Below are 21,010 nucleotides of genomic sequence, written 5' to 3'. Positions count from 1 at the left end.
TAAAGGGGCAATTTGCCGCCGTAAGTGCCAAAATAAATGTTACTAGCAAGTACAAATGCAAATTATATGCCTAAAAAATTACAGTGTCGGATTTTTCAACTGGCGTTGATAGAATTGATTTGAAGCGAACTCGTCCAGCATTTTTTGCTCACTTTTAGCGACTGCCGCGGCCTGCTTAATTGCCTGTTTTTCGATAAGCTTAGCAACCGCTTTTGCTTTAACTTGCTGTTTTAACCACAGAGTTTTTCGCTGCGCAACAACTTGCTTTGCAGTATTCACGGTGCTTGCCTGTTGACGAATCGCTTCTTCTATTTTGGCAATAAACGAGTGGTACTGGCTAAAACCTGCGCTTGATAACCCTGAACGCCCTTTAGTATGCAACTGCTGTGAGTATTCAAGACGAAAGTTATTTAAGCCTTGTAGCTTTTGTTGGTTACTTTGCAGGTGTTGCTGTGCTTTTAAGTAATCCATACGCAGTGATTCTTCTTTATCGTTCTCAAGCTTTAGTAATAAATCAAGTTTATTTTTAGCCATTATGCTTGTCCTAACAGTTGTGCTAGGCCTTGTAAGCCATCGTCATAGCTGATCACATCTTTCATGCCTTGTTGTAAAAACTGATTCACTGCTGGCATCATATTAATTGCTTGATCAAGCATAGGATCTGTTCCTTTTTGATAAGCTCCCAGCGTAATCATGTCTTTATTCTGCTGGTACATAGAATAGACTTGTTTAAGCACTCTTGCTTGTTGCATATGCGGCTCTGAGACAACTTGCGGCATAACCCGTGAAATAGACTTTTCAATATCGATGGCAGGATAATGACCACTATCAGCTAAGTCTCGCGATAGCACGATGTGACCATCCAAAATAGCACGGGCAGAATCGGCAATAGGGTCTTGCATGTCATCCCCCTCGCTCAGCACAGTAAAAAATGCAGTAATAGAACCTTGCCCTTCACCACCGTTACCAGCACGCTCAACTAATGCGGGTAATTTTGCAAATACGGAAGGCGGATAACCTTTTGTTGCCGGAGGCTCACCTACAGCGAGCGCGATTTCACGCTGCGCCATCGCGTAACGAGTCACTGAATCAAGCAGCAGTAACACATTGAGACCTTGATCACGAAAATATTCGGCAATTGTGACGGCACTTTCACAGCCTTTTAAACGCATAAGCGGTGATGCATCAGCAGGTGCAGCAACAACAACAGAACGTTTACGCCCTTCAACACCAAGAATTTCTTCAATAAATTCTTTTACCTCACGGCCACGTTCTCCCACTAAACCAACTACGATGACATCGGCTTCTGAGCCTCTGGTCATCATACCCAGTAACACTGACTTACCCACACCTGAGCCTGCAAATAAGCCCATACGCTGACCTTGTCCAACAGTGATAACGGAATTGATCGCCCGCACCCCAACATCCATTGGCTGGCTAATTGGACGTCTGGCAAGAGGGTTAATCGCGTTTTGTGCAAACTTCAGGTAATGCTCAGCCTTAATTGCACCTAAGCCGTCAAGTGGACGACCAAGACCATCAATAACACGACCGAGTAGACTCATACCCACAGGCAAGCCTGTTTCGTTAACTTGGGGAATAACCCGTGCGCCAGGTAACACGCCGGAAATATGATCATTTGGCATTAAATATAAGGTTTGATCATTAAAACCAACAACCTCAGCGTCAACATAACCATTGATTGTTTCAATTTTGCACTGGCTACCAACCGGTGCGCGAAGACCTTTCGCTTCGAGAGTTAAACCGACAACGCGCGTCAAAATGCCTGCGACAGCAGGCTTACTGACTTTTATGTGCTTTTCATAACGCTTTAAACGTTCGCCAAGGGGTGTTTGACTACTCATACTGAGCCTAAAAAGTGGTTAGATACCACTGTTATGCAAAAAGTTTTCCAATGTTTCTTTGACGCGGGTTTTTACGGTCATATCTATCGATGACTGAGGTGTTTTAACTTCACATCCGCCGCGTTCAAGGGTCGGTTCTGCCACTAACTGCCAGTGATTGTCTGCAACAGTTTGTTCACCATAACCTTCTGTGACGAGTTTAATATCATCAGGGTGTAAGTGAATACGTACTTTTGTTTGTTCGTCACCTAGCGCATCTATCGCCTGTTTTAAGGCATGTAAAACAATATCTGGCGAGGTTTTAATTTCTTGATAAATCAGTGACTCACTTAACATCACAGCCAGTTGCACGAGCTGTTTTTCAGCGCTTTCATCAACTTGTGATAAAGGATTTGATAGGCTATCAAGTAAGCCACGTAATATCGTGAGTTGCTCTTCAATTATAGGCTTAACTTCTTCTTGGCCTTGGGTTTTACCTAACTCTACACCTTCTTTGTAGCCGGCTTCTTTTCCTTCACCTACACCTTTTTCGAAACCATCAATATAGCCTTGCTCATGGCCTTGCTTTAAACCTTCCTCAAACGCATCTTGACGAATTTTTTCAAGCTCAGCCATTGTTAATGCGGGTATTTCTGGCTCTTCAGGCTCTTCCTTTGCGGGTGCTTTTTCTTGCTCTTTACGATATAAATCAGCTAAAGGCGTGCCAAATGCAGTAGAGCGTCCCGCATACTTGCGAGTATCTTGTTCAACATCAGGAATTGGCCAATTTTCTAAAAGTTCATCAACCGCTTCACTGGCGTGAACAGGTTTACCTCGGTGAAGTGATGGTTTATCCATAATTTACAGGAACTCCTCTCCACCACCGCCACCAAGCATAATTTCACCTGAATCTGCTAAGCGACGTGCTGTTGACAGAATTTCTTTTTGTGCCGTTTCTACTTCACTAATACGCACAGGCCCCATTGCTTCTAAGTCATCAGCAAGCAGTTCTGCGGCACGTTTTGACATATTGCTTAGGATCTTTTCTTTCAGTGCTTCGTCGGTACCTTTGATTGCTTTCATCAGTACATCTTGTTGCACTTCACGAAGAATCGCTTGAATGCCTCTATCTTCTACATCCATTAAGTTTTCGAAGACAAACATTAAGTCTTGGATTTGTTGCGACATTTCTTCGTCATGCTCACGGATTGAATCCATCAACTGACCTTCAACATTCGTATCTAGGTAGTTCATGATATCTGCCGCGGCTTTCAAGCCACCCATTTTCGCTGCTTGTGCACCTGCTTGACCAGCAAACTGTTTCTCCATGATTTCGTTTAATTCTTGGAGTGCAGCAGGTTGAACTTCTTCAAGGTTAGCAATACGCATGGTTAAATCGAGGCGCACTTTTTCTGGGAACTGCGACAAGATCTCCGCAGACTGCTCTGGCTCTAAATAAGATAACACAATGGTCTGGATCTGCGGGTGCTCATTACGAATAATATTAGCAACCTGTTTAGAGTCCATCCATTTTAACGAATCGAGGCCTTTCGCACCTGAGCCCATTACAATCTGATCGATTAAGCTTGCTGCTTTATCTTCACCTAGGGCTGCGGTTAGTGCTTTCTTAATAAAGTCTTCAGATTGGAAACCAATAGTACTAAAGCTTTGAATTTGTTCAATAAACAAGTTATGTACAGCGCTAATTTTTGCTTGCGATAAATCATCCAGCGCAGCCATTGCCATCCCGACTTTTTGAACCTGTTTTGGCTCTAAGTGTTTTAGGATTTGTGCTGCATCCTCTTCTGATAAACTCAGCAAAAGTATCGCGGCTTTATCTACGCCGTCTAATTTGTCGACATCAAACGCCGCAGGTAGTTGTTTTTCTTGATCAGTCATCTTCTGTTAACCACGCTTTCACTACTTGTGAAGACAATTCAGGCTCATTTGCTACCAGTGCTCGCACTGCTTTAAGTAAATCTTCATCGCCATGTAAATCTGGTAGCTGTAGTGTACCATCACTTGAGAATCCTACAGCAGCCGAGTCAAAGTCTTTATTTAGCATATCTAGCGTACTATCACCAATATCTATACCTGAGCTTAGCGCATCTTCATCATATTCTTCCAGTGTATCATCTGGGTAAATTAAGCGTTTCAGCATCGGTTTAACAACAGCAATTATTAGTACAATGATTACCAAGGCGCCCAGCGCTAAACGTAGCATTTTCATGAACCACTCTTGTTCCCACAGTGGTATTTCGATTGCTTCTCCTGTGTCTTGGCGAACAAAAGGCACGGTTACAACTTCTAGCGCATCACCACGCTGCATATCAAAGCCAACACCACCTTGTAATAAGCGACGGATATTTGACAATGCCTCAACCGAGCGCGGTACCATTGTTGTTTCACCGTTTTCACCGACTTGAGGCACGTAGTCAACGGCAACAGATACACTAATACGACGGATAACCCCTGTTTGCTGACGTTTATGTGAAATCGTTGTATCTAACTCATAATTACGGGTTGCTTCTTTGTGAGAGCGACTTGGGTTAGTTGCTGTGCCAGCAGCACCTTGACCCGCTACCTCAGGGATATCAGAGTTAACAGGCGGCTGGTTTGTTAAGGCACCAGGAATACCAACCGCTAAACCACCAATGTTATTTTCTTCAAACGTTGTTTCACTGCGCACGGCAGGTAAATCTGGGTTAAAGCGCTTTTGAGTTTCTTCAACGGCACTAAAGTCCATATTCAAATCTACTTGCGCTGTGTAGTTGCCTAACCCCACGACAGGGATAAGGATACTATCGATTTTATTAAGATATTCTTCTTCACGTTTGCGCTCAATTTCATACTCTTTACGTGAGCGAGCTGCCAGTGAATTTTGTGAGCCTGAGTTAAGTAAACGGCCATTTTGATCGGTAACTGTAACGCGCTCAGGTGACAGCCCTTGTACAGCTGACGCAATAATATCAACCACTGAGTCAACTTCTTCACCATCGAGTGTGCGGCCACGCTTAAGCGTTAGCACCACCGTAGCAGAAGGCTGTTTTTCACGACGAGCAAATACGTTTTCTTTTGGAATAGCTAAAAGTACTTTGGCGCGCGTTACATTTTTTAGCTCTTCAATGGTGCGCGCAAGCTGCTGCTCACGGCCATGTTTTAAACGTTCACGTTCAAGGCGTTGGCTTACACCAAATCCCATATCTTGCATGATGATGTCAGTACCTGAGCTTGGCGCTTGCTCAAGGCCTTCACGAGCCATCAATAGCTTAATATTTTGGTATTCACCTTCTTCAACCGAAATGACATTACCATCTAATTCATAATCAATCTTTTGAGCATCTAAAAAGTCGAGAGTTTGAATAAGCTCTTCCGTTGGCATTTTACCAAGCGGTCGCATATCAGGCTGACGAGCCCAAATAATGATAAAAATAGCGATTGCCAAACAGATAGCCAATGCAATAACTAACGTAACCTGACGAAGTACATCCACACCGTTCAGGGCACTCAAGTATCCAGACTTTTGCTCTTGTTGTTCCTCAGTATCAGGTGAATCGACTCCACCACCTGCTAAGGCTAGATCAGTTGATTGATTAGATTGCGCCACAATAATTCTCCACTACCTAGTTAAACAGGCATGTTCATAATGTCTTTATATGCTTCAACAAGTTTGTTTCTTACTTGTACCGTCGCCTCAAAAGCCACTGAAGACTTTTGCGAAGCTATCATCACTTCTGCCAAGGAAACACTGCGATCCCCCATCTCTAATGCGGTGACTTTTTGCTTAGCGTCTTGTTGTAGGCCATTAACGTTATCAAGCGCATTACTAAGTAAATCACCAAACTGTGCTGATGAAGTCGGCTGAGCTTGTGTTGGTAAGTTATTAACTGACTGGCTACGGCCCGCTTCTAGAGCCATAGATTGCATTTCTTGAAATAATGCGCTGTTTTGAATTTTCATAATACTCTCTGACGATGCAGTTCACTTAATAAGTAAAATGCACAAAGCGTGCCACAAATAAAAACCAATAAAAACAATTGGTTATTATTGAGTTTGTTGTTGTCAGAGTTTTGACAGCAAACAAGCTCACGATAATGTGAGCTTGTTTGTGTAAGAAAAAATATGGATTAGGCTGGTAATGCGATCCCAAGGTCACGCATTTGCGCCAACTTATACCTAAGTGTACGAGGACTAATTCCTAAAGTCTCAGCGACCTCTTTGCGTTTGCCTTGGCATTTGGCTAGCGTCTCTAAGATAATACGATGCTCTTTATCTTTGAGTTCGTCTTTATAATTACCTTGCTCGTTCACTTGAGGAATACTCGCAAGCTGAGGCTCTACAGGCTGCTCTTGGTAAATCGGGGCATTATGTGATGGAGCCGATTGGGTTGGCTCTGAACTTGGTGATAACAACTCTTCGATGAAAATATCATTCTCATGAATACTGTTGCCATCACATAAAATGAGCGCCCGTTGAATGACATTATCAAGCTCACGTACGTTACCAGGCCACGCATGTGCTAGTAACTTCTGCTTTGCGCCTTCTGTAATCAGTGCAATTGGCTCTTTGCTTTTCAAGCAGTGTCGTTCAATCAAATGCTCAGCCAGAATAATAATGTCACCTGGACGCTCAGCAAGTGGCCGCCACATCAGTGGGAATACATTTAAACGATAGTATAAGTCTTCTCTGAATAAATTGTTACTAACAGCGTCTTTTAGATCACGGTTGCTGGTTGCCAAAACACGGACATCAAGTTCAATCGTTTTACGGCTACCCAGTCGCTCCACTTCACGCTCTTGTAATACACGCAGTAATTTTGCTTGCAGCCCTAAGTCCATCTCAGTGATTTCATCAAGTAAAATGGTGCCGCCTTGCGCCTGTTCAAATTTACCTGGGCAAGCTTGAATAGCGCCTGTAAAAGCACCTTTTTCGTAACCAAATAATGTTGCCTCAAGCATGTTTTCGGGGATGGCTGCGCAGTTAATTGCAACAAAAGGCGCGTCAGCACGGCTTGATTTATCGTGAATATAACGCGCTAAGACTTCTTTACCTGACCCACTTGGGCCAAGCACCATAACACTGGCGTCAGAGCGAGCCACTTTACTGGCCAGCTCAAGTAGCTTTATGCTTGATGGATCTGCGACAATCGGGCCTTCGGTCTCTTTTTCTTTCTCTGGTAAATAACGACTGACCATATTAAGGAGCACTTCTGGCGCAAACGGCTTGGCCATATAGTCAATAGCACCAAGGCGCATTGCTTCAACCGCATCATCAATGGTGGCATACGCTGTCATCATCAAAACGGGCAACTCTGGGTAATTCAATTTAATGCTGCGCAATAAGTCGAGACCACTCATAGTGCCCATTTGCACATCACTGACTACCAATGCATAGGTATTTTGTTTTAACAAGACCATCGCCTGCTCGGCACTATCGGCAGCAATACAATCAATACCTGACATTTCTAGTGTATCAATCAGCGCTTCTCGTAGGCCTGCGTCATCTTCAACGACTAAAATAGGATGAGTACTCATTTTGCCTCCGCTAACATAGGTTCTGCACTAATAGGCAAGATCAAACTAAAACAGGCACCACCATGTGCGTTGTTATATACTTCAACCCGCCCTTGATGGGCATTGGCGACTGAGCTGACTACAGCCAGTCCAAGCCCTGTACCTTGGCTTTTAGTGGTAAAAAACGGTTCAAATAATTTATCTGCTAAACGAGTATCAATACCTGGGCCATTGTCGCTGACACTTATGCGCACGCAATTTTCATCTTTGTCATCTCGCTCAGCACTCAGCTCAACACGTGCCTGACTGCCAATTATTTGAATACTATTATGAATAAGGTTTTGAACGGCACTTGCCAGTGCGGTTTTATTTCCGACAATTTCGATATCTGGCTCAGGTAAACTAACGACAAGCTCGCTGTGATTTTGGGCAACCATTGCATCGGCACCCGCTTTAACTTCGCTTAAAAGCTGTTGCATCGAGACACTTTCAACAACTTGCTGCTCACCGCTTTTAGCAAATAAAAGCATGTCATTCACTTGGGTTTCTAAATCTTTTAAACGCGACATTAACTTAGTATGGAAATTACCACGCGATGCTTCAGGTAATCGCTTCGAGCCTAAGTTTGCAGCATATAGCATAGCTGCTGAAAGCGGCGTCCTGACTTGATGAGCAAGAGAAGCAACCATTTTGCCAAGGGCACTTAAACGCTGCATATGCGCTACACGCTTTTGCAACCTGCGCGTTTCGGTCAAATCTGTCATTAAGATGAGTTGCCCAGGCTCAGGGGCTAGGGCTGTAATATCGAGCTTGATTAAACGACCATCTTTTAGTGACACCTCATGACCATCATCTTGCTTAGGGCGAAACGAGCGCTGAATAACGCTAAACCACTTTTCACCTTCTAATGGCTCACCCAGCATGTCTATCGCGATTTGATTTGCTTTTGCAATCATGCCGCGCCCATCTAGCACCACCACACCTGCAGGCATAGTATCAACCAAATGACTAAGCCAACTCGCTTGCTGGCGAAGCTCACTTAATTCCCCCACATACTCTTCTTGCTGTAAACATGGGTTATATTGATTAGCTGTGATAAATTGTGGTTTTAGTACATTTGCCAAGGCCATAATTAACTACTCAAAAATCGTGTCTGACAGTGTAAATGCACAAACCATACCAAATTTATTATTGTTTAAATTCAATAAATTAAAGGTTAATTTAACAACGACAAAAAAATGACAACTGCGAGGGAACGATGCAAAAAGAACACCTTTGTCGCTGCCCATGGCTCGACACCAGTAAAGAAGATTATGTGGCCTATCATGATGAAGAATGGGGTGTACCCGTCTACGATGATCATCGTCTTTTTGAGTTCATTACTCTTGAGTCTGCACAAGCAGGACTCAGTTGGTACACTATTTTGAAAAAGCGTGCAGGTTATCGCAGAGCATTTAAAAACTTTGTCGTCGATGACGTCGCCAAAATGAATGAAAGCGATATAGAACGTTTAATGCAAGATGACAGCATTATCCGTAATCGTTTGAAAATTGCTGCAACAATCAACAATGCTAACTGCTTTTTAGAGATTCAACGAGAATTTGGTAGTTTCTCAAACTATCAATGGCAGTTTGTAGGTGGTAAACCACTAGTGAATAACCTTGAAAAGCGAGAGGATTACCCTGCAATTACAGAAGCCTCGACCGCTTTTGCTAAAGATCTAAAAAAGCGCGGCTTTAAATTTTTAGGACCAACAACCGTGTATGCGCATATGCAAGCATGCGGTATGGTTAATGATCACAGTAATGGTTGTTTTAGAAAAGCTGAAATAATTGCGCAGTATTGATTGCACGATTAGTGTTAATTTGAAGCGAATAAAAACAAGTAGGTCATCTATCACAGCGTGTTGCTAATATGACCTACACATTTTTTTTGGATAATAATGAAAAGCTAAAGCAGGTTAATCTCGCGACAGATTATACTTTTTCATTTTTTCGACTAGGGTTGTACGGCGTACACCTAAAATTTCAGCGGCACGTGCCACCACATAATCATAACGCTCAAGGGCTTGGCTAATCAGGCTTATCTCTAAATCCGCTAAATACTCTTTTAGCTCAATACCTTCTTCAGGTAATAACCCTGAATCAGCTGACGCGGCTGAAAGTTCAGGCTCTTCGTCCTCGTAGTCACTAAAACCACTGCTGAAAATATCGTTAAAGGCATCTCGCTCCATCAACTCTTCAGGGTATTCAGGTTCATAGGCATCGACTTCAATATAGCGGTATTTGCTTGGTAAGTCTGGTACATCAACGACCTTATCAGGGAACATGATTACCATACGCTCAACAAGGTTCGCCAGCTCTCGAATATTGCCAGGCCACGCATGCTCTTTTAAACTTTGAATCGCGCGCTCAGTGAACTTGGCTGTGGTGCCACTTTGCTCGTTTACACGGCGCATTAACTCTTTTAATAACAGTGGAATATCGTCTGCGCGTTCACTTAGTGATGGGTTTTCAATCGGAAATACATTTAAGCGATAAAAAAGATCTTCACGAAAATCCCCTTTTTCGATCATATCCTCAAGATTTCTGTGGGTTGCAGCAATGATGCGCACATCAGCCTGAATAGGCTTAGTCCCCCCTACCCGCTCATAGCTTCTCTCTTGTAAAACACGTAGTAACTTCACCTGCATTTGCAATGGCATGTCACCAATTTCATCTAAAAAGAGCGTACCACCTTGGGCCAATTCGAAGCGACCTTTACGTGCAGAAATCGCACCTGTAAAAGCGCCTTTTTCATGACCAAATAACTCACTTTCAAGTAACTCCCCTGGGATTGCTCCGCAGTTTACTGGAACAAATGGTCCTGTGTTACGCTTAGACAATAAGTGAACATTACGGGCGACAACTTCTTTACCGGTGCCAGATTCACCTAAAATGAGCACATTGGCATCTGTTTTTGCGACTTGTTCAATTAAAAAGCGAACGTCTTTGACTGCATCAGTTTCACCCACTAAACCATCAAATGATTTATGCGATTTAGACTGTTTATGCTCGCCTGGCAACATACGTTGATATTGCTGACAATCATGCAAAAGCTGGGTAGTTACATCATGGTTAAAGGGTTCACAAATTAACCCCACCACGTTAGCAATACTCAATAACGGCTTGAGTGTTTCACCTATCAATAAGAATGGGATAGCAGGAAACTGCTTTATAACGGTTTCATGGCTTAGTTGCTGTAAAGCCCCAAGAATCACCATACATTCTTGCTGTTGATGCTTCTCACAAAATGTTTGTAGTGTTGACTCATCAACCAATTGAACAGCTTCACCTATAAAGGTAAGTGCTGCATGTAAACCTATCGCACGATTATTATTATTGTCTAAAATTAAGATCATTATTGGCGAACCACAGTTACCACTCGGTTAGTTAATTTTTAAATTGTAAGCGAGTTTGAACGGGATGCAAGCGCAAAGCGGCAATTTATTGACATCAACGCCAAAAAATAGTCACTTAGTAGAAAAAGCAATACTAAACTACTAACTTAACTCAATAGAGAAGTTTTTGCTTTAGTGCAGCTACGCACATTTGTATAATTCATCTAGACTAAGATAAAGAAAAAGTTAATTCTGCCGATACTATCTATGGCACTAATATTGCTTGGATTTGTTTTATTAATTGGTGTTTTAATTATAGGATTTTCTCATGGCACACATCTCAGTAAAAAAGTACAGTCAGGTTAGCGTTAGCAACATCAACGAAATGACACCGTACGAGCAGATAAACCTTATCTTCAATAATATCATTGGCAGATTAGCGGCAACAAAGGGCTTTATTGAACGTAAAGAACTGGAAAAAAAGGGTGAGAACATTTCTAGTAGCATTTTATTGTTTGGCGCTTTACAAGACGCTTTAAACTTTGAGAAAGGCGGAGAAATTTCTAATAACCTTTTATCACTTTACGACTTTTGCCAACGCCGTCTAACAGAAGCAAATATCAATAATGATATTGATGCAATTGATGACGTTATTCGAATCGTCAAAGAAATAAAAGAAGGCTGGGATGCCATTCCAGCAGATGAGCGCACACCTAAAGCTGATCAATAAAATGCCTGATAATCTGGCTCTGGACGAGCAGCTCACAGCCCTTTCAGAGCATATAGACAAAACTGAGATTGAGCTTGCCAGCCAATCGTTAGTGGCTATAGATAAAAAGCTAAGGGCTTGGTGTGAAAGTAGCACACCTCCAACCGAACAAGAGCTCTTAGCAATACAAACCCGTATTTCTTCCGCCATGGCCAGACTAAAAAGCGCAAGAGACAAAACACAAGCAGAGCTTCTCAGCCAACGAAAATCAAACAAGGCTATCTCTAAATACAAAGCAACTAAGCGCTAATCAAGCGTTTAGTTGTTTTTATTACCTCAATTGCGCGACTACACCACGGGTTAATATCACTTTTGCTATTCAATTACGCGACATAAAAGCACGACTACATCACGGGTTAATATTACTTGTGCTGTCTCAATTGCGCGACATAAAGGTGCAACTACGATACTGATTAATATCACTCTTGCTGTATCAATTGCGCGACATAAAGTCGCGACTACGATACTGATTAATATCACTCTTGCTGTATCAATTGCGCGACATAAAGTCGCGACTACCCCCTAGGTTAATACCACTTTTGTTATTCATTTTCGCAGCATAAGGGTGCAACGTGGGTAAACTGATTATGTTTGTGAGGGTTTTCAAGCAAAGCGTAATACTTGATAAAAAATAGTTTGTACGCCAAAAACTAAAAAGCGCCAAAGAAGTTGGCGCTTAAATAAGGAAAGGTGCTAAGTGTACTAATTACTCTTTTTAACAACCCCAGGCATATTATCAAGCTGCGCTTGAACATAACTACTGGTTGAGTTTAGCTGTGCAACCAGTAAATCCATGCTGTTATATTGTGCATATAAACGAGACTCTAAAGATTCCATTTTTCTTGCAAAATCAACGCGCTCATCATCTAAACCATCTAACTGAGTTTGTTTACTGTCAATTCTGTTTTGAACAATACCATCAGAGTCAGTATAAAAGCTCATAAGCTCATCAAACGACTGCGCAAAGCCGCCCTCGTCTTCATCGTCACCTAAAAAGAATTCTTGAACTAAATCCACATCTGCTTTTACTTGCTCATCTAAACGTTCTGCATCTAAGGTCAGTTTACCGTAACGGTCTGCTTCAACCCCAAGCTTAGATAATGACAAGCTACTGCCATCACTCAAGCCAACTTCATTGGTTAGCTGTTGACGAAGTTTTGACATCACACCACGAAGCATAGAATCACCAGCCATGACCCCAGCTCCGTCTTCGCCTGAGCGACCAAGGTTATTGCTAAGCTCAAGTAACTCATTGTAGCTTTCAATAAAACTGTTTAAGCCAGCCTTGATGTTGCTATTATTCTCTGTAACTTTTAATGAGCTGTCATCATCATCTGTGCCATGTGCTTTTTTAGCTGTAATATCTACGCCATCGATAACATTCTTAAACTCATTTGTGTTACTCGTCACGGTGAGTGTGCCATCAATGGTAATTTGTGCATTCTGTGCGGCATCAACTTCGGTTAAGTTAGTGACGTGATTAGCAGGGTCGGCATCTGATACATCATATGCTAAGCGAGAAAGACCACCTGTATCAGTGTTGTTACCATCACCATCTTGCACTGTAATGCTGATGGCATTTTCTTCACCGGTTTCTTTACTTGTTAATACTAAATGCTGTCCAGCGTCCGTAGTTACTATTGTTGCTGTCACAGAGTCATTACTATCAGTGCCCGTGAATGGTCCATTATTTATTTGGTCTCGTAAATCCTCTAATGTATTTGTTGGTGACAATACAGTAGAAAAACTATTCTCGCCTGAGCTAATGGTAATAACGCCACTACCAATCGGCTCATCCGCAGCAAAAGCTGGTGATGACAGCTTATGTGCTTGTGCGAGCGCATCAACCTTTACATTATAACCACCAGGCTGAGCATCTTTATCTGATTCAACGGAAAGAAAGTCATCACCACCAGAAATACTTCTTCTTTGGTAGTTTTCAACATCGCCCAATGCTTCCATTGAGGTTTGCAGTTTTTCAAGTGCTGATTTGAGTGCACCAGCTGCTGAAATATCCGTTGTTAACGTTGCTTCTCTTTTATTTAAACGTGAAGTAAAAGGGGTGCGCTCAGCATTAACTAACGCATCAACAATATCTGATACTGCTAAACCTGAACCTAAACCATTAAATGAAATAGCCATAACACATCCTCTTAATTACCTATTTAAATCAAAGTAGCAAAAAGCTAAGCTGTTTGATCAATTAAAAAACCAGCGGTTTCTGAAAGTTTAGCCACTAGGCTCAACACTTCTTCAGATGGGTATTGCTTAATTAGCTCACCACTGTTTTTATCAACCACTTTAATAACATCACGGCCCGACTCTTCATCAACTTGAAACTGCAAACTGCGATTCATTTCGCCCATGAAGTCTTGCAATTGTTGCGCCATTTTCTCAAGCTGCTCGCGGCCCAACTCATCTTTTTCACCGCTTTGTTGCACTTGTTGATTATTTTGCTCTGTTTGTTGTTGAAGTGTATTTTCCGTTTTATTTAATTCATCAACCGCCGTTGCTGTCAGTTGTGGACTCGCAGCTAACTTATCATCAGCTTTTTGCGGAGCCACTGCAAAATCAGGGCTTTGGGTTATTGCACTCATAACGCCTCCTTAAACATTTTACCCTATGGCTAATACAACAAAAGGAGATTAGCTAAGCCAATCTCCTTTTTATTTTAGTTAACTAATGCTGACTTAACCATTAGTTGTTGTAACTAATCACACTATTAACCAATTAAGCTAAGCGCTGCTTGTGGTAATTGGTTCGCTTGCGACAAGATTGATGTACCTGCTTGTTGCAAGATTTGGTTTTTAGTCATGTGCGCAGTTTCTGTTGCAAAGTCAGTATCTTGAATACGGCTACGTGAAGCAGATACGTTTTCAGAGATGTTTGCAAGGTTACTGATTGTGTGACCAAAACGGTTTTGAACCGCACCTAGGCTCGCACGTTGGCTATCAATCTGTGCAATTGCCGAGTCAATAACATCAATTGCTTCTTGAGCAGATGTTTGGCTTGTTGAAATATCGATGCTGTTAACATCATTCAACGTTGAAGTTGCACCAGATAGTAGCTCAGCTGTATCCGCAGTACCGTCATCACCCACTGTGAACGACTGAGTTGATGTTAGGCGAAGCTCTGATGTTTTAGATACATCACCCGTACCCGCTGCAGTACCACCTAAAGTAACAGTACCCGCAGTTGAACCAACAATCTCAACACCATCAACATCAGTTGCTTTTAGGTCAATTGTATTTGCGTCTGCGTCGTAAGTTACATCAAAACCAGCTTTAGCAAGGTCTTCAGATAAACGCTCAGTGTTACCTGCGTAATCAGCTAAGTCATAAGACTCATCACCAATATTCAGTGTACCGTCGTCGTCTACACTCAGCGCAGCAATCTGTACTTCAACATATGCTTCAGCTTCAATACCTGTGTTTTCAGCATTTAAAGCATCTGCCACGTCTTTCGCAGAGTCAGTTGCACCTACAGCGATTGTTGCTGCACCTTTATAACCAGAGAATGTTACATCACCCGCTGTTGGAACATTACCGGCTGCAAGTGTATCTGCTGCTACTACACCAAAAGTAGTACCTGCACCTTTGATTTCATTTGCACCAAGATCCGTTGAGCTTGTACCATCTAATGTGATGTCAATTGTTTGGTTAGCATTTGAACCAACTTGGAACTGTTTTGTACCAAAGCTACCGTCTAGTAGTTTTACACCACCGAATGTCGTTGTATCAGCGATACGTGTTAATTCTGTTTGTAGTGCTACAACTTCTTCTTGAAGTGCATCACGGTCTTCAGCAGAGTTTGAACCGTTAGCTGATTGTAGTGCTAGCTCACGCATACGTTGAAGGATACTTGTTGACTCATTCATCGCACCTTCAGCAGTTTGTGCCATTGAGATACCGTCGTTAGCATTACGTTGCGCTACTGCTAGACCATTTACCTGTGAAGTTAAACGGTTTGAAATTTGTAGGCCTGCCGCATCATCTTTTGCGCTGTTGATACGCATACCTGATGCTAAACGTTCCATTGAAGTTGCTAAGCCTTCACTTGAACGAGACAAGTTACGTTGAGCATTTAATGAAGATACATTTGTATTTACTGATAAAGCCATGATAAAACTCCTGATTACTTTCGTAATATATCTGTATTGATTTAACCAAGAACTTTCACAATTGTATGTTCAAGCTCTGTACTGGTTAAGTTAACGGCAGGTGAAGATTTATCTTTAGACTTTTTTTCAAAAAAATTGATATTTTTATTAGGAAATAATTTAACTGTTTAAAATTATTGAATTTTATTATTCATTAAACCGTCTATATAAAGAAGATGTTTTGCATTCAATCCCTACATTTATGGCTTAAAAGAGCCATTATTACGTTTTCTACTAATGCAGTGATGCTTAATAAAACCGTGCGACCAAGAGTCACAACTATTACTCATCGTACTTATTAATAGCTATTTCAAGATAAAGTAACTCGTAAGCTCTCTTGGCAAAATCTAATTATCGATATCCACTTAGAATAGTAAAAGATCTGACGCTTAAAACAAAAAACGCACTCAGTGAGTGCGTTTTTAAAGTAACAACTAATGTTAGCCACCCAATAGGCTGATTGCTGCTTGTGGTATTTGATTCGCTTGCGACAAAATTGACGTACCCGCTTGTTGCAAGATTTGGTTTTTCGTCATGTGCGCTGTTTCTGTTGCAAAGTCAGTATCTTGAATACGGCTACGTGAAGCCGATACGTTTTCAGCAACATTCGCTAAGTTACTAATTGTGTGACCAAAACGGTTCTGTACCGCACCAAGTCCAGCTCGAATACTGTCAATTTGTGCAATTGCCGAGTCAATAACATCAATAGCACTTTGCGCACCATCTTGAGACGATGCAATATCAATATCTTTAACAGTAGATAACGTAGAGGCAGTTCCTGCAACAAGTTCTGCCGCGTCTGCCGTACCATCATCACCCACTGTAAACTGTTGAGTTGAGGTAAGTCTTAGTTCAGACGTTTTACTCACATCAGCTGCTGTTGCATTACCATCTAACTGCACCGTAGCACCTGGTAGCGTTGAACCTGTGATTTCAACCCCATTCACACCTTCAGCAGTTAGATCAATAGAGCCTGTATCTGCATCAAATTTTACATTAAAGCCATCTTTAGCAAGCTCTTCAGATAAACGTTCCGCGTTACCCGCAAACGTTGCTAAATCATAAGATTTAGTACCTACGTTTAAAGTACCATCATCATCAACACCTAAATTGTCGATTGTTACATTCACATAGGCTTTTGCTTCAATACCTGTATTTTCTGCATTAATTGCCTCAGCCACATCCACTGCTGATTGTGTATTTGCATAGGTATGTGTATAAGCACCCTTATAACCAGAGAAAGTTACGCTGCCACCAGTACCATTAGCAAACTCTGTTGCAAGTGTTGAGTTATTAAACTCACCAAAAACTGACCCACCACCTTTCACTTCATGTGAGCCGATATCACCCGCAGCTGTGCTCTCAAGTGTTACATCAATCGTTTGGTTCGCATCTGAGCCCACTTGGAATTGCTTAGTACCAAAGGTTCCATCGAGTAGCTGTACACCACCGAACGTTGTTGTATCAGAGATACGAGTTAATTCTGTTTGTAATGCTGTAACTTCTTGCTGTAGCGCGTCTCTATCTTCTGCTGAGTTTGAACCATTTGCAGCTTGAAGCGCAAGCTCACGCATACGTTGTAAGATACTGGTAGACTCTTGCATCGCACCTTCAGCTGTTTGCGCCATTGAGATACCATCATTTGCGTTACGCTGTGCGACTGCAAGACCGTTTATTTGTGATGTTAAACGGTTTGAAATTTGTAGGCCCGCAGCATCGTCTTTGGCGCTATTAATACGCATACCTGACGCTAAGCGTTCCATTGAGGTTGTTAAACCTTGACTTGATTTATTCAGATTACGCTGTGCGTTTAGTGACGACACATTAGTATTGACTGTTAATGCCATTTTACCATCTCCTAGTTTTAATTAGGCTGTGGTCCAATGATAATGTGAGGAACCACGCGCTTTGTAAAACACATAAAGCAGGAAGCGTGCCAGCTCAAAAATAAATTTTAACATCTTGTTTTATAATAACTTTTAATTGACTCTTTATAATAAAGCTTATAATAAAAAAGCCAGTGACAATTTATTGCCACTGGCTTTTTTAGAAATAGGCAAACTATTTCCGATGTTTTGTCACTATAAATAATCAAACAATGTTAAGTTGGCTAAGCGCCCAAAAGTTGCTTGTGATGCCTGCAACGCTGTTTCATGTTTCGTTAGGTCGCTAATCGCTTCGGCCATGTCTACTTCAACTAGGTTTGCTTTACTCTCTTTATTATTAATATCTAACGCGCTATTTGAATCCGTCACTTGTTCAACCAAGTTCATGCGGGCACCTAAACTTGCTTGGGTAAACACAACTTGATCACTGGCATTTTGTAATTGTACTAAGCCATCAGCGAGTGCATCGTGCAGCTCATCGCCTTCAAGACCACTATTAAGGCTAGTGATCAGGTTTTGCATGGTATTGAGTACATTTTCTTTTTGCGGTTGTTGCAACGAAAAATCAAACGTACCAGGGGCTGCGCCCTCTAGCTTAAACTCCATACCGGCATATTCAATTGGCTCGCCTGTGTATTCACCAGTCACTGCTGGGGTGATTGGATTACCATAGCCATCATTAATAACATAGGTGTCAGGGTCACCAGGGTTAACACCCGGAACAAGTTCGACTTGAAATGTATTATCTGCAGGCAATGCCGTCGGGTTCAAGTCGTAATTCGCTTGATGGAACTTATCAAAATCAGCTTGTTTTTTGACATACACTGTACCCGATGTAACACCGCCTGCCGCTGTTCCCTCATTTGATACCACATCAAGGCGGGCATTCACTTTTTCGAACGCAGTAAAACCATTATCACTTGAGCGAACATCAACACCTTTAGCTATTGTTACTTTATGCTGTCCCTGATCGCCTTGATATTCATATAAGCCAGTTAGCGTATTCAGGCTGTATGTTTGCGTGCTATCTTGATAACCAGAAAAAATATACTTGCCATCTTCAGATTGGCTATTCATTGAGCTGAGCAAAGACTTTTGCAGCTCCTCCAGCTCGCTGGCAATGGTTTGTAAGTCTGTTTGGCTCATTGCTCCATTACCGGCACGAATTGTTAGCTCTTGCGCAGCCTGAATGGTGGTATTAATATTTTGTAGTACACTCTCTTCTGTTTCTAATCGGCCATTCAGTTGATTAATATTTTTAGTATACTGCTCGTTTGTCTGGATTTTATTTGTAAATAAAGATGCTTGCGAGTAGGCAGACGGGCTTTCTGAAGTCGATAAATATTTTTGTCCAGTATTCACGCGCTCTTGTGCATTAGCAACACCTTGCTGCCCTTCAAGAATTTTGTTGATACTGCTTTGGTACATTAAATTATTAGATAAACGCATAATTACCTCGCCGCACTTAATAAGGTATCAAAAACTGAACGGGCAGTCGCAAGCACTTGTGCAGACGCCGCATAAGATTGTTGAAAACGAAGCAAGTTAGCAGCTTCTTCATCTAGGTTTACACCCGACAAAGACTCATACCATGCTTCAGATTGCTCAGCCAACGCTGTAAAAGCCGCGCCATTCGTTTGAGCTTGCCCTGTAACAACACCAATATCAGACACTAAACCAGTATAGGCTTGATTAACGGTCTGATGATTATTATCTGCTGAGCCGTCAACATTTCGTCTCACGATATTTGAATTCTGAATATCAGCAAGCAATAAACCATTACGGTTATCGTCAATTCCGCCTTCATTTGCTTCCACAGTAAATGTATCACCTAAAGCAGGTGTACCTTCTATATCGAAATCAAAACCGTAATTTACAAAATTACCGCCTGCAGCTGAAAGTACATTTTTTAATGGCGGTGTTCCGTTGAATGTTTCAGTATTAACCCCATCAGACACTGTATATTCATCTGGCTCTGCAGTTTTAGAAATTGTAATACTGCCATTAGGTAAACTGACTGGAGAACCAAAATAGCCTGCATCGGTTACTGTTCCGGCAGAAATACTGGCATCACTGGTGTTGTTGATATCATTAGCAGTGCGAATAGGCGATGCAAGCGCTAAGTCTTCGGGTCTGTTTGTAGCCAGCTCTAAATTGCCAGAAGCGTGAGAGTTTAATTTAACCATAAACTTATCACCGACATTCGCCGTGCCAGAAACATTGAGCTCTAAACCAAATGACTCACCACCGGCAGGTGTAATAGTTGAAGAGTCAATAACCCCACCCACAACATCTGCGGTTGTTACTGCACCAATTGGCTCACCTTTATTATCAACCGCTTGGATTTCCACTGTCGTAGGGCTGGTATAACTAATCACAAAATCACTGGCTGGTAGTGAACTACCAAACCCAGCTTCAACAGTTGCCGTCATTGATGCGTTACCCGTATTTGCCTGATACGCAAGGCCATTGGTTGAAGGGATAGCAAAAATATCTCCGCCCATTTCACCATTTGCAGTCATACCTAGGTGATTCTGTTGGTTGAATGCATCAGCAAGCGCCAACCCCATTTGACCAAGCTGGTTGTGTGCCGGCACGAGGATGTCATCACGAAATGATAAAAGACCACCAATTTTGCCTTTTAATTTACCCGTATCTACCTCAAGCGGCACAGCTTTGCCACCATTGACATCTAACTTAAGTTCTTGAAAACTCGGATCAGGATCGCCTGTTAAAGAAAATAAATTAAATGTACCATTTTCCATAACTAAGGCTTCGCCTGTGCCTAAATAAACTTGTTTTTCACCGTTACTTCCATCCAACGTTTCAATATCAATTAATTCTGATAAATCACGAATCGCTTTATCACGTTCATTATAAAGGCTACTTGAAAGTGACTCACGGTCAGTGCCATCAACAGCAACAATTTGTGAATTCAGTTCACTTATACTTTGAATTAAATTATTCGCTTCTTCGGAAAAGATTTCTAGCTGCTCATTCACAACCGCTTTTTGCTCTGAAACAATCCCCGATAGTCTATCCATTTGATCAATTAGATTCTGTGCATCTGTCATCACTAAAGAACGCGCAACATTTGACGATGGCTGATTTAGGCTTTCTTGAATATTATTAAAAAACGAATTAACACTGGTTGATACACTATTTGACTCTTCTGAAAATAAGCTATCCATGCGGCTTGCTTCAGTTACAAATTGGTCAAAAAATGCTTTACTTGACGTGTCACGATTGAGCTGTTTTTGCGCAAACTCATTGAGTAAACGATAAGTTTCACCACGACCAACTTGATTGTCGATCATGGTAGTAAATTCTGTTCGCTCACGTACATAGCCTTCTGTATTAACATTTGCTATATTTTTACTGGTGGTTTGCAGCAACTGTGAGTTTGCTCTTATACCAGCATTTGCAATGTCATAAATATTAAATGACATGAGGGCTTACT

18 protein-coding genes are annotated in these 21,010 nt (G+C 41.8%); 3 read left to right on the top strand and 15 right to left on the bottom strand.

Going from position 1 to position 21,010, the window contains the following annotated elements:
- Positions 1-78 precede the first annotated feature (78 nt).
- The 8 genes from fliJ to PAARA_RS14445 all read right to left on the bottom strand — a co-directional run bounded on the left by fliJ (position 79) and on the right by PAARA_RS14445 (position 8,487).
- Complete coding sequence (gene fliJ, locus PAARA_RS14480) at positions 79-534, bottom strand: flagellar export protein FliJ (protein ID WP_062569728.1); 456 nt, start codon at positions 532-534, stop codon at positions 79-81.
- A complete protein-coding gene (gene fliI, locus PAARA_RS14475) occupies positions 534-1,865 on the bottom strand; it encodes a flagellar protein export ATPase FliI (protein ID WP_062569727.1) in 1,332 nt (443 codons plus the stop codon). The genes fliJ and fliI overlap by 1 nt, the downstream gene beginning before the upstream one ends.
- Positions 1,866-1,883: 18 nt before the next feature.
- Complete coding sequence (fliH, locus tag PAARA_RS14470; protein WP_062569726.1) at positions 1,884-2,702, bottom strand: flagellar assembly protein FliH; 819 nt, start codon at positions 2,700-2,702, stop codon at positions 1,884-1,886.
- Between the two features lie 3 nt (positions 2,703-2,705).
- Positions 2,706-3,743 (bottom strand): flagellar motor switch protein FliG, encoded by a 1,038-nt coding sequence (fliG, locus tag PAARA_RS14465; protein WP_062569725.1) that lies wholly within the window; start codon positions 3,741-3,743, stop codon positions 2,706-2,708.
- The gene (gene fliF / locus PAARA_RS14460) at positions 3,736-5,451 is read right to left on the bottom strand and encodes a flagellar basal-body MS-ring/collar protein FliF (RefSeq protein WP_062569724.1); all 1,716 of its coding nucleotides are present in this window, start codon (positions 5,449-5,451) and stop codon (positions 3,736-3,738) included. The genes fliG and fliF overlap by 8 nt, the downstream gene beginning before the upstream one ends.
- Before the next feature lie 20 nt (positions 5,452-5,471).
- On the bottom strand, positions 5,472-5,804 hold the full coding sequence (fliE, locus tag PAARA_RS14455) for a flagellar hook-basal body complex protein FliE (protein WP_062569723.1): 333 nt from the start codon (positions 5,802-5,804) through the stop codon (positions 5,472-5,474).
- A 167-nt stretch (positions 5,805-5,971) separates the two neighbouring features.
- Positions 5,972-7,378 (bottom strand): sigma-54-dependent transcriptional regulator, encoded by a 1,407-nt coding sequence (locus tag PAARA_RS14450; protein WP_062569722.1) that lies wholly within the window; start codon positions 7,376-7,378, stop codon positions 5,972-5,974.
- Entirely contained in the window at positions 7,375-8,487 is a 1,113-nt protein-coding gene (locus PAARA_RS14445) for a sensor histidine kinase (RefSeq protein WP_062569721.1), read from the bottom strand. Before PAARA_RS14445 ends, PAARA_RS14450 begins: the two co-directional genes overlap by 4 nt.
- A 128-nt stretch (positions 8,488-8,615) precedes the next feature.
- On the opposite strand from PAARA_RS14445, the gene PAARA_RS14440 reads away from it, so the two are divergent.
- Positions 8,616-9,203 carry a DNA-3-methyladenine glycosylase I gene (locus tag PAARA_RS14440; RefSeq protein WP_062569720.1) on the top strand — a complete coding sequence of 196 codons (588 nt, stop codon included), beginning with the start codon at positions 8,616-8,618 and terminating at the stop codon, positions 9,201-9,203.
- Positions 9,204-9,317: 114 nt separating this feature from the next.
- Here the strand turns inward: PAARA_RS14440 and PAARA_RS14435 are convergent, their stop codons facing one another.
- Positions 9,318-10,757: a sigma-54 dependent transcriptional regulator gene (locus PAARA_RS14435; RefSeq protein ID WP_062569719.1), complete on the bottom strand. Its 1,440-nt coding sequence runs from the start codon at positions 10,755-10,757 to the stop codon at positions 9,318-9,320.
- A 307-nt stretch (positions 10,758-11,064) separates the two neighbouring features.
- Here PAARA_RS14435 and fliS point away from each other — a divergent pair, with 307 nt between their 5' ends.
- Positions 11,065-11,466 (top strand): flagellar export chaperone FliS, encoded by a 402-nt coding sequence (fliS, locus tag PAARA_RS14430; protein ID WP_062569718.1) that lies wholly within the window; start codon positions 11,065-11,067, stop codon positions 11,464-11,466.
- A 1-nt stretch (position 11,467) separates the two neighbouring features.
- Positions 11,468-11,755, top strand: a complete 288-nt coding sequence (locus tag PAARA_RS14425) for a hypothetical protein (protein ID WP_062569717.1) — start codon at positions 11,468-11,470, stop codon at positions 11,753-11,755.
- 452 nt (positions 11,756-12,207) lie between these two features.
- Here PAARA_RS14425 and fliD read toward each other — a convergent pair whose 3' ends face one another.
- From fliD to flgK, 6 genes are all read right to left on the bottom strand, one after another.
- Entirely contained in the window at positions 12,208-13,647 is a 1,440-nt protein-coding gene (fliD, locus tag PAARA_RS14420) for a flagellar filament capping protein FliD (protein ID WP_062569716.1), read from the bottom strand.
- Positions 13,648-13,691: 44 nt separating this feature from the next.
- On the bottom strand, positions 13,692-14,102 hold the full coding sequence (locus tag PAARA_RS14415) for a flagellar protein FlaG (RefSeq protein WP_062569715.1): 411 nt from the start codon (positions 14,100-14,102) through the stop codon (positions 13,692-13,694).
- 125 nt (positions 14,103-14,227) lie between these two features.
- Positions 14,228-15,625 carry a flagellin gene (locus PAARA_RS20920; protein ID WP_062569714.1) on the bottom strand — a complete coding sequence of 466 codons (1,398 nt, stop codon included), beginning with the start codon at positions 15,623-15,625 and terminating at the stop codon, positions 14,228-14,230.
- A 479-nt stretch (positions 15,626-16,104) separates the two neighbouring features.
- Complete coding sequence (locus PAARA_RS20915) at positions 16,105-17,511, bottom strand: flagellin (RefSeq protein ID WP_062569713.1); 1,407 nt, start codon at positions 17,509-17,511, stop codon at positions 16,105-16,107.
- A gap of 234 nt (positions 17,512-17,745) precedes the next feature.
- On the bottom strand, positions 17,746-18,999 hold the full coding sequence (gene flgL, locus PAARA_RS14400) for a flagellar hook-associated protein FlgL (RefSeq protein WP_062569712.1): 1,254 nt from the start codon (positions 18,997-18,999) through the stop codon (positions 17,746-17,748).
- A 2-nt stretch (positions 19,000-19,001) separates the two neighbouring features.
- Positions 19,002-20,999, bottom strand: a complete 1,998-nt coding sequence (gene flgK / locus PAARA_RS14395; RefSeq protein ID WP_062569711.1) for a flagellar hook-associated protein FlgK — start codon at positions 20,997-20,999, stop codon at positions 19,002-19,004.
- Between the last annotated feature and the right edge of the window lie 11 nt (positions 21,000-21,010).

It is taken from the genome of Pseudoalteromonas arabiensis (assembly GCF_001550155.1).
Taxonomy (GTDB): Bacteria; Pseudomonadota; Gammaproteobacteria; order Enterobacterales; family Alteromonadaceae; genus Pseudoalteromonas; species Pseudoalteromonas arabiensis.
The sequence above is the reverse complement of the archived record's forward strand: the minus strand, read 5'-3'. Positions and strand labels throughout refer to the sequence as shown.

Coding starts and splice junctions, on each gene's coding strand:
- fliD (WP_062569716.1), bottom strand. CDS start 13,647: ATGGCTATTTCATTTAATGGTTTAGGTTCAGGTTTAGCAGTATCAGAT.
- PAARA_RS20915 (WP_062569713.1), bottom strand. CDS start 17,511: ATGGCATTAACAGTCAATACTAATGTGTCGTCACTAAACGCACAGCGT.
- fliH (WP_062569726.1), bottom strand. CDS start 2,702: ATGGATAAACCATCACTTCACCGAGGTAAACCTGTTCACGCCAGTGAA.
- fliJ (WP_062569728.1), bottom strand. CDS start 534: ATGGCTAAAAATAAACTTGATTTATTACTAAAGCTTGAGAACGATAAA.
- PAARA_RS14445 (WP_062569721.1), bottom strand. CDS start 8,487: ATGGCCTTGGCAAATGTACTAAAACCACAATTTATCACAGCTAATCAA.
- fliG (WP_062569725.1), bottom strand. CDS start 3,743: ATGACTGATCAAGAAAAACAACTACCTGCGGCGTTTGATGTCGACAAA.
- flgK (WP_062569711.1), bottom strand. CDS start 20,999: ATGTCATTTAATATTTATGACATTGCAAATGCTGGTATAAGAGCAAAC.
- PAARA_RS14435 (WP_062569719.1), bottom strand. CDS start 10,757: ATGATCTTAATTTTAGACAATAATAATAATCGTGCGATAGGTTTACAT.
- PAARA_RS14415 (WP_062569715.1), bottom strand. CDS start 14,102: ATGAGTGCAATAACCCAAAGCCCTGATTTTGCAGTGGCTCCGCAAAAA.
- fliI (WP_062569727.1), bottom strand. CDS start 1,865: ATGAGTAGTCAAACACCCCTTGGCGAACGTTTAAAGCGTTATGAAAAG.
- PAARA_RS14425 (WP_062569717.1), top strand. CDS start 11,468: ATGCCTGATAATCTGGCTCTGGACGAGCAGCTCACAGCCCTTTCAGAG.
- flgL (WP_062569712.1), bottom strand. CDS start 18,999: ATGCGTTTATCTAATAATTTAATGTACCAAAGCAGTATCAACAAAATT.
- fliE (WP_062569723.1), bottom strand. CDS start 5,804: ATGAAAATTCAAAACAGCGCATTATTTCAAGAAATGCAATCTATGGCT.
- fliS (WP_062569718.1), top strand. CDS start 11,065: ATGGCACACATCTCAGTAAAAAAGTACAGTCAGGTTAGCGTTAGCAAC.
- PAARA_RS14440 (WP_062569720.1), top strand. CDS start 8,616: ATGCAAAAAGAACACCTTTGTCGCTGCCCATGGCTCGACACCAGTAAA.
- PAARA_RS14450 (WP_062569722.1), bottom strand. CDS start 7,378: ATGAGTACTCATCCTATTTTAGTCGTTGAAGATGACGCAGGCCTACGA.
- PAARA_RS20920 (WP_062569714.1), bottom strand. CDS start 15,625: ATGGCTTTATCAGTAAATACAAATGTATCTTCATTAAATGCTCAACGT.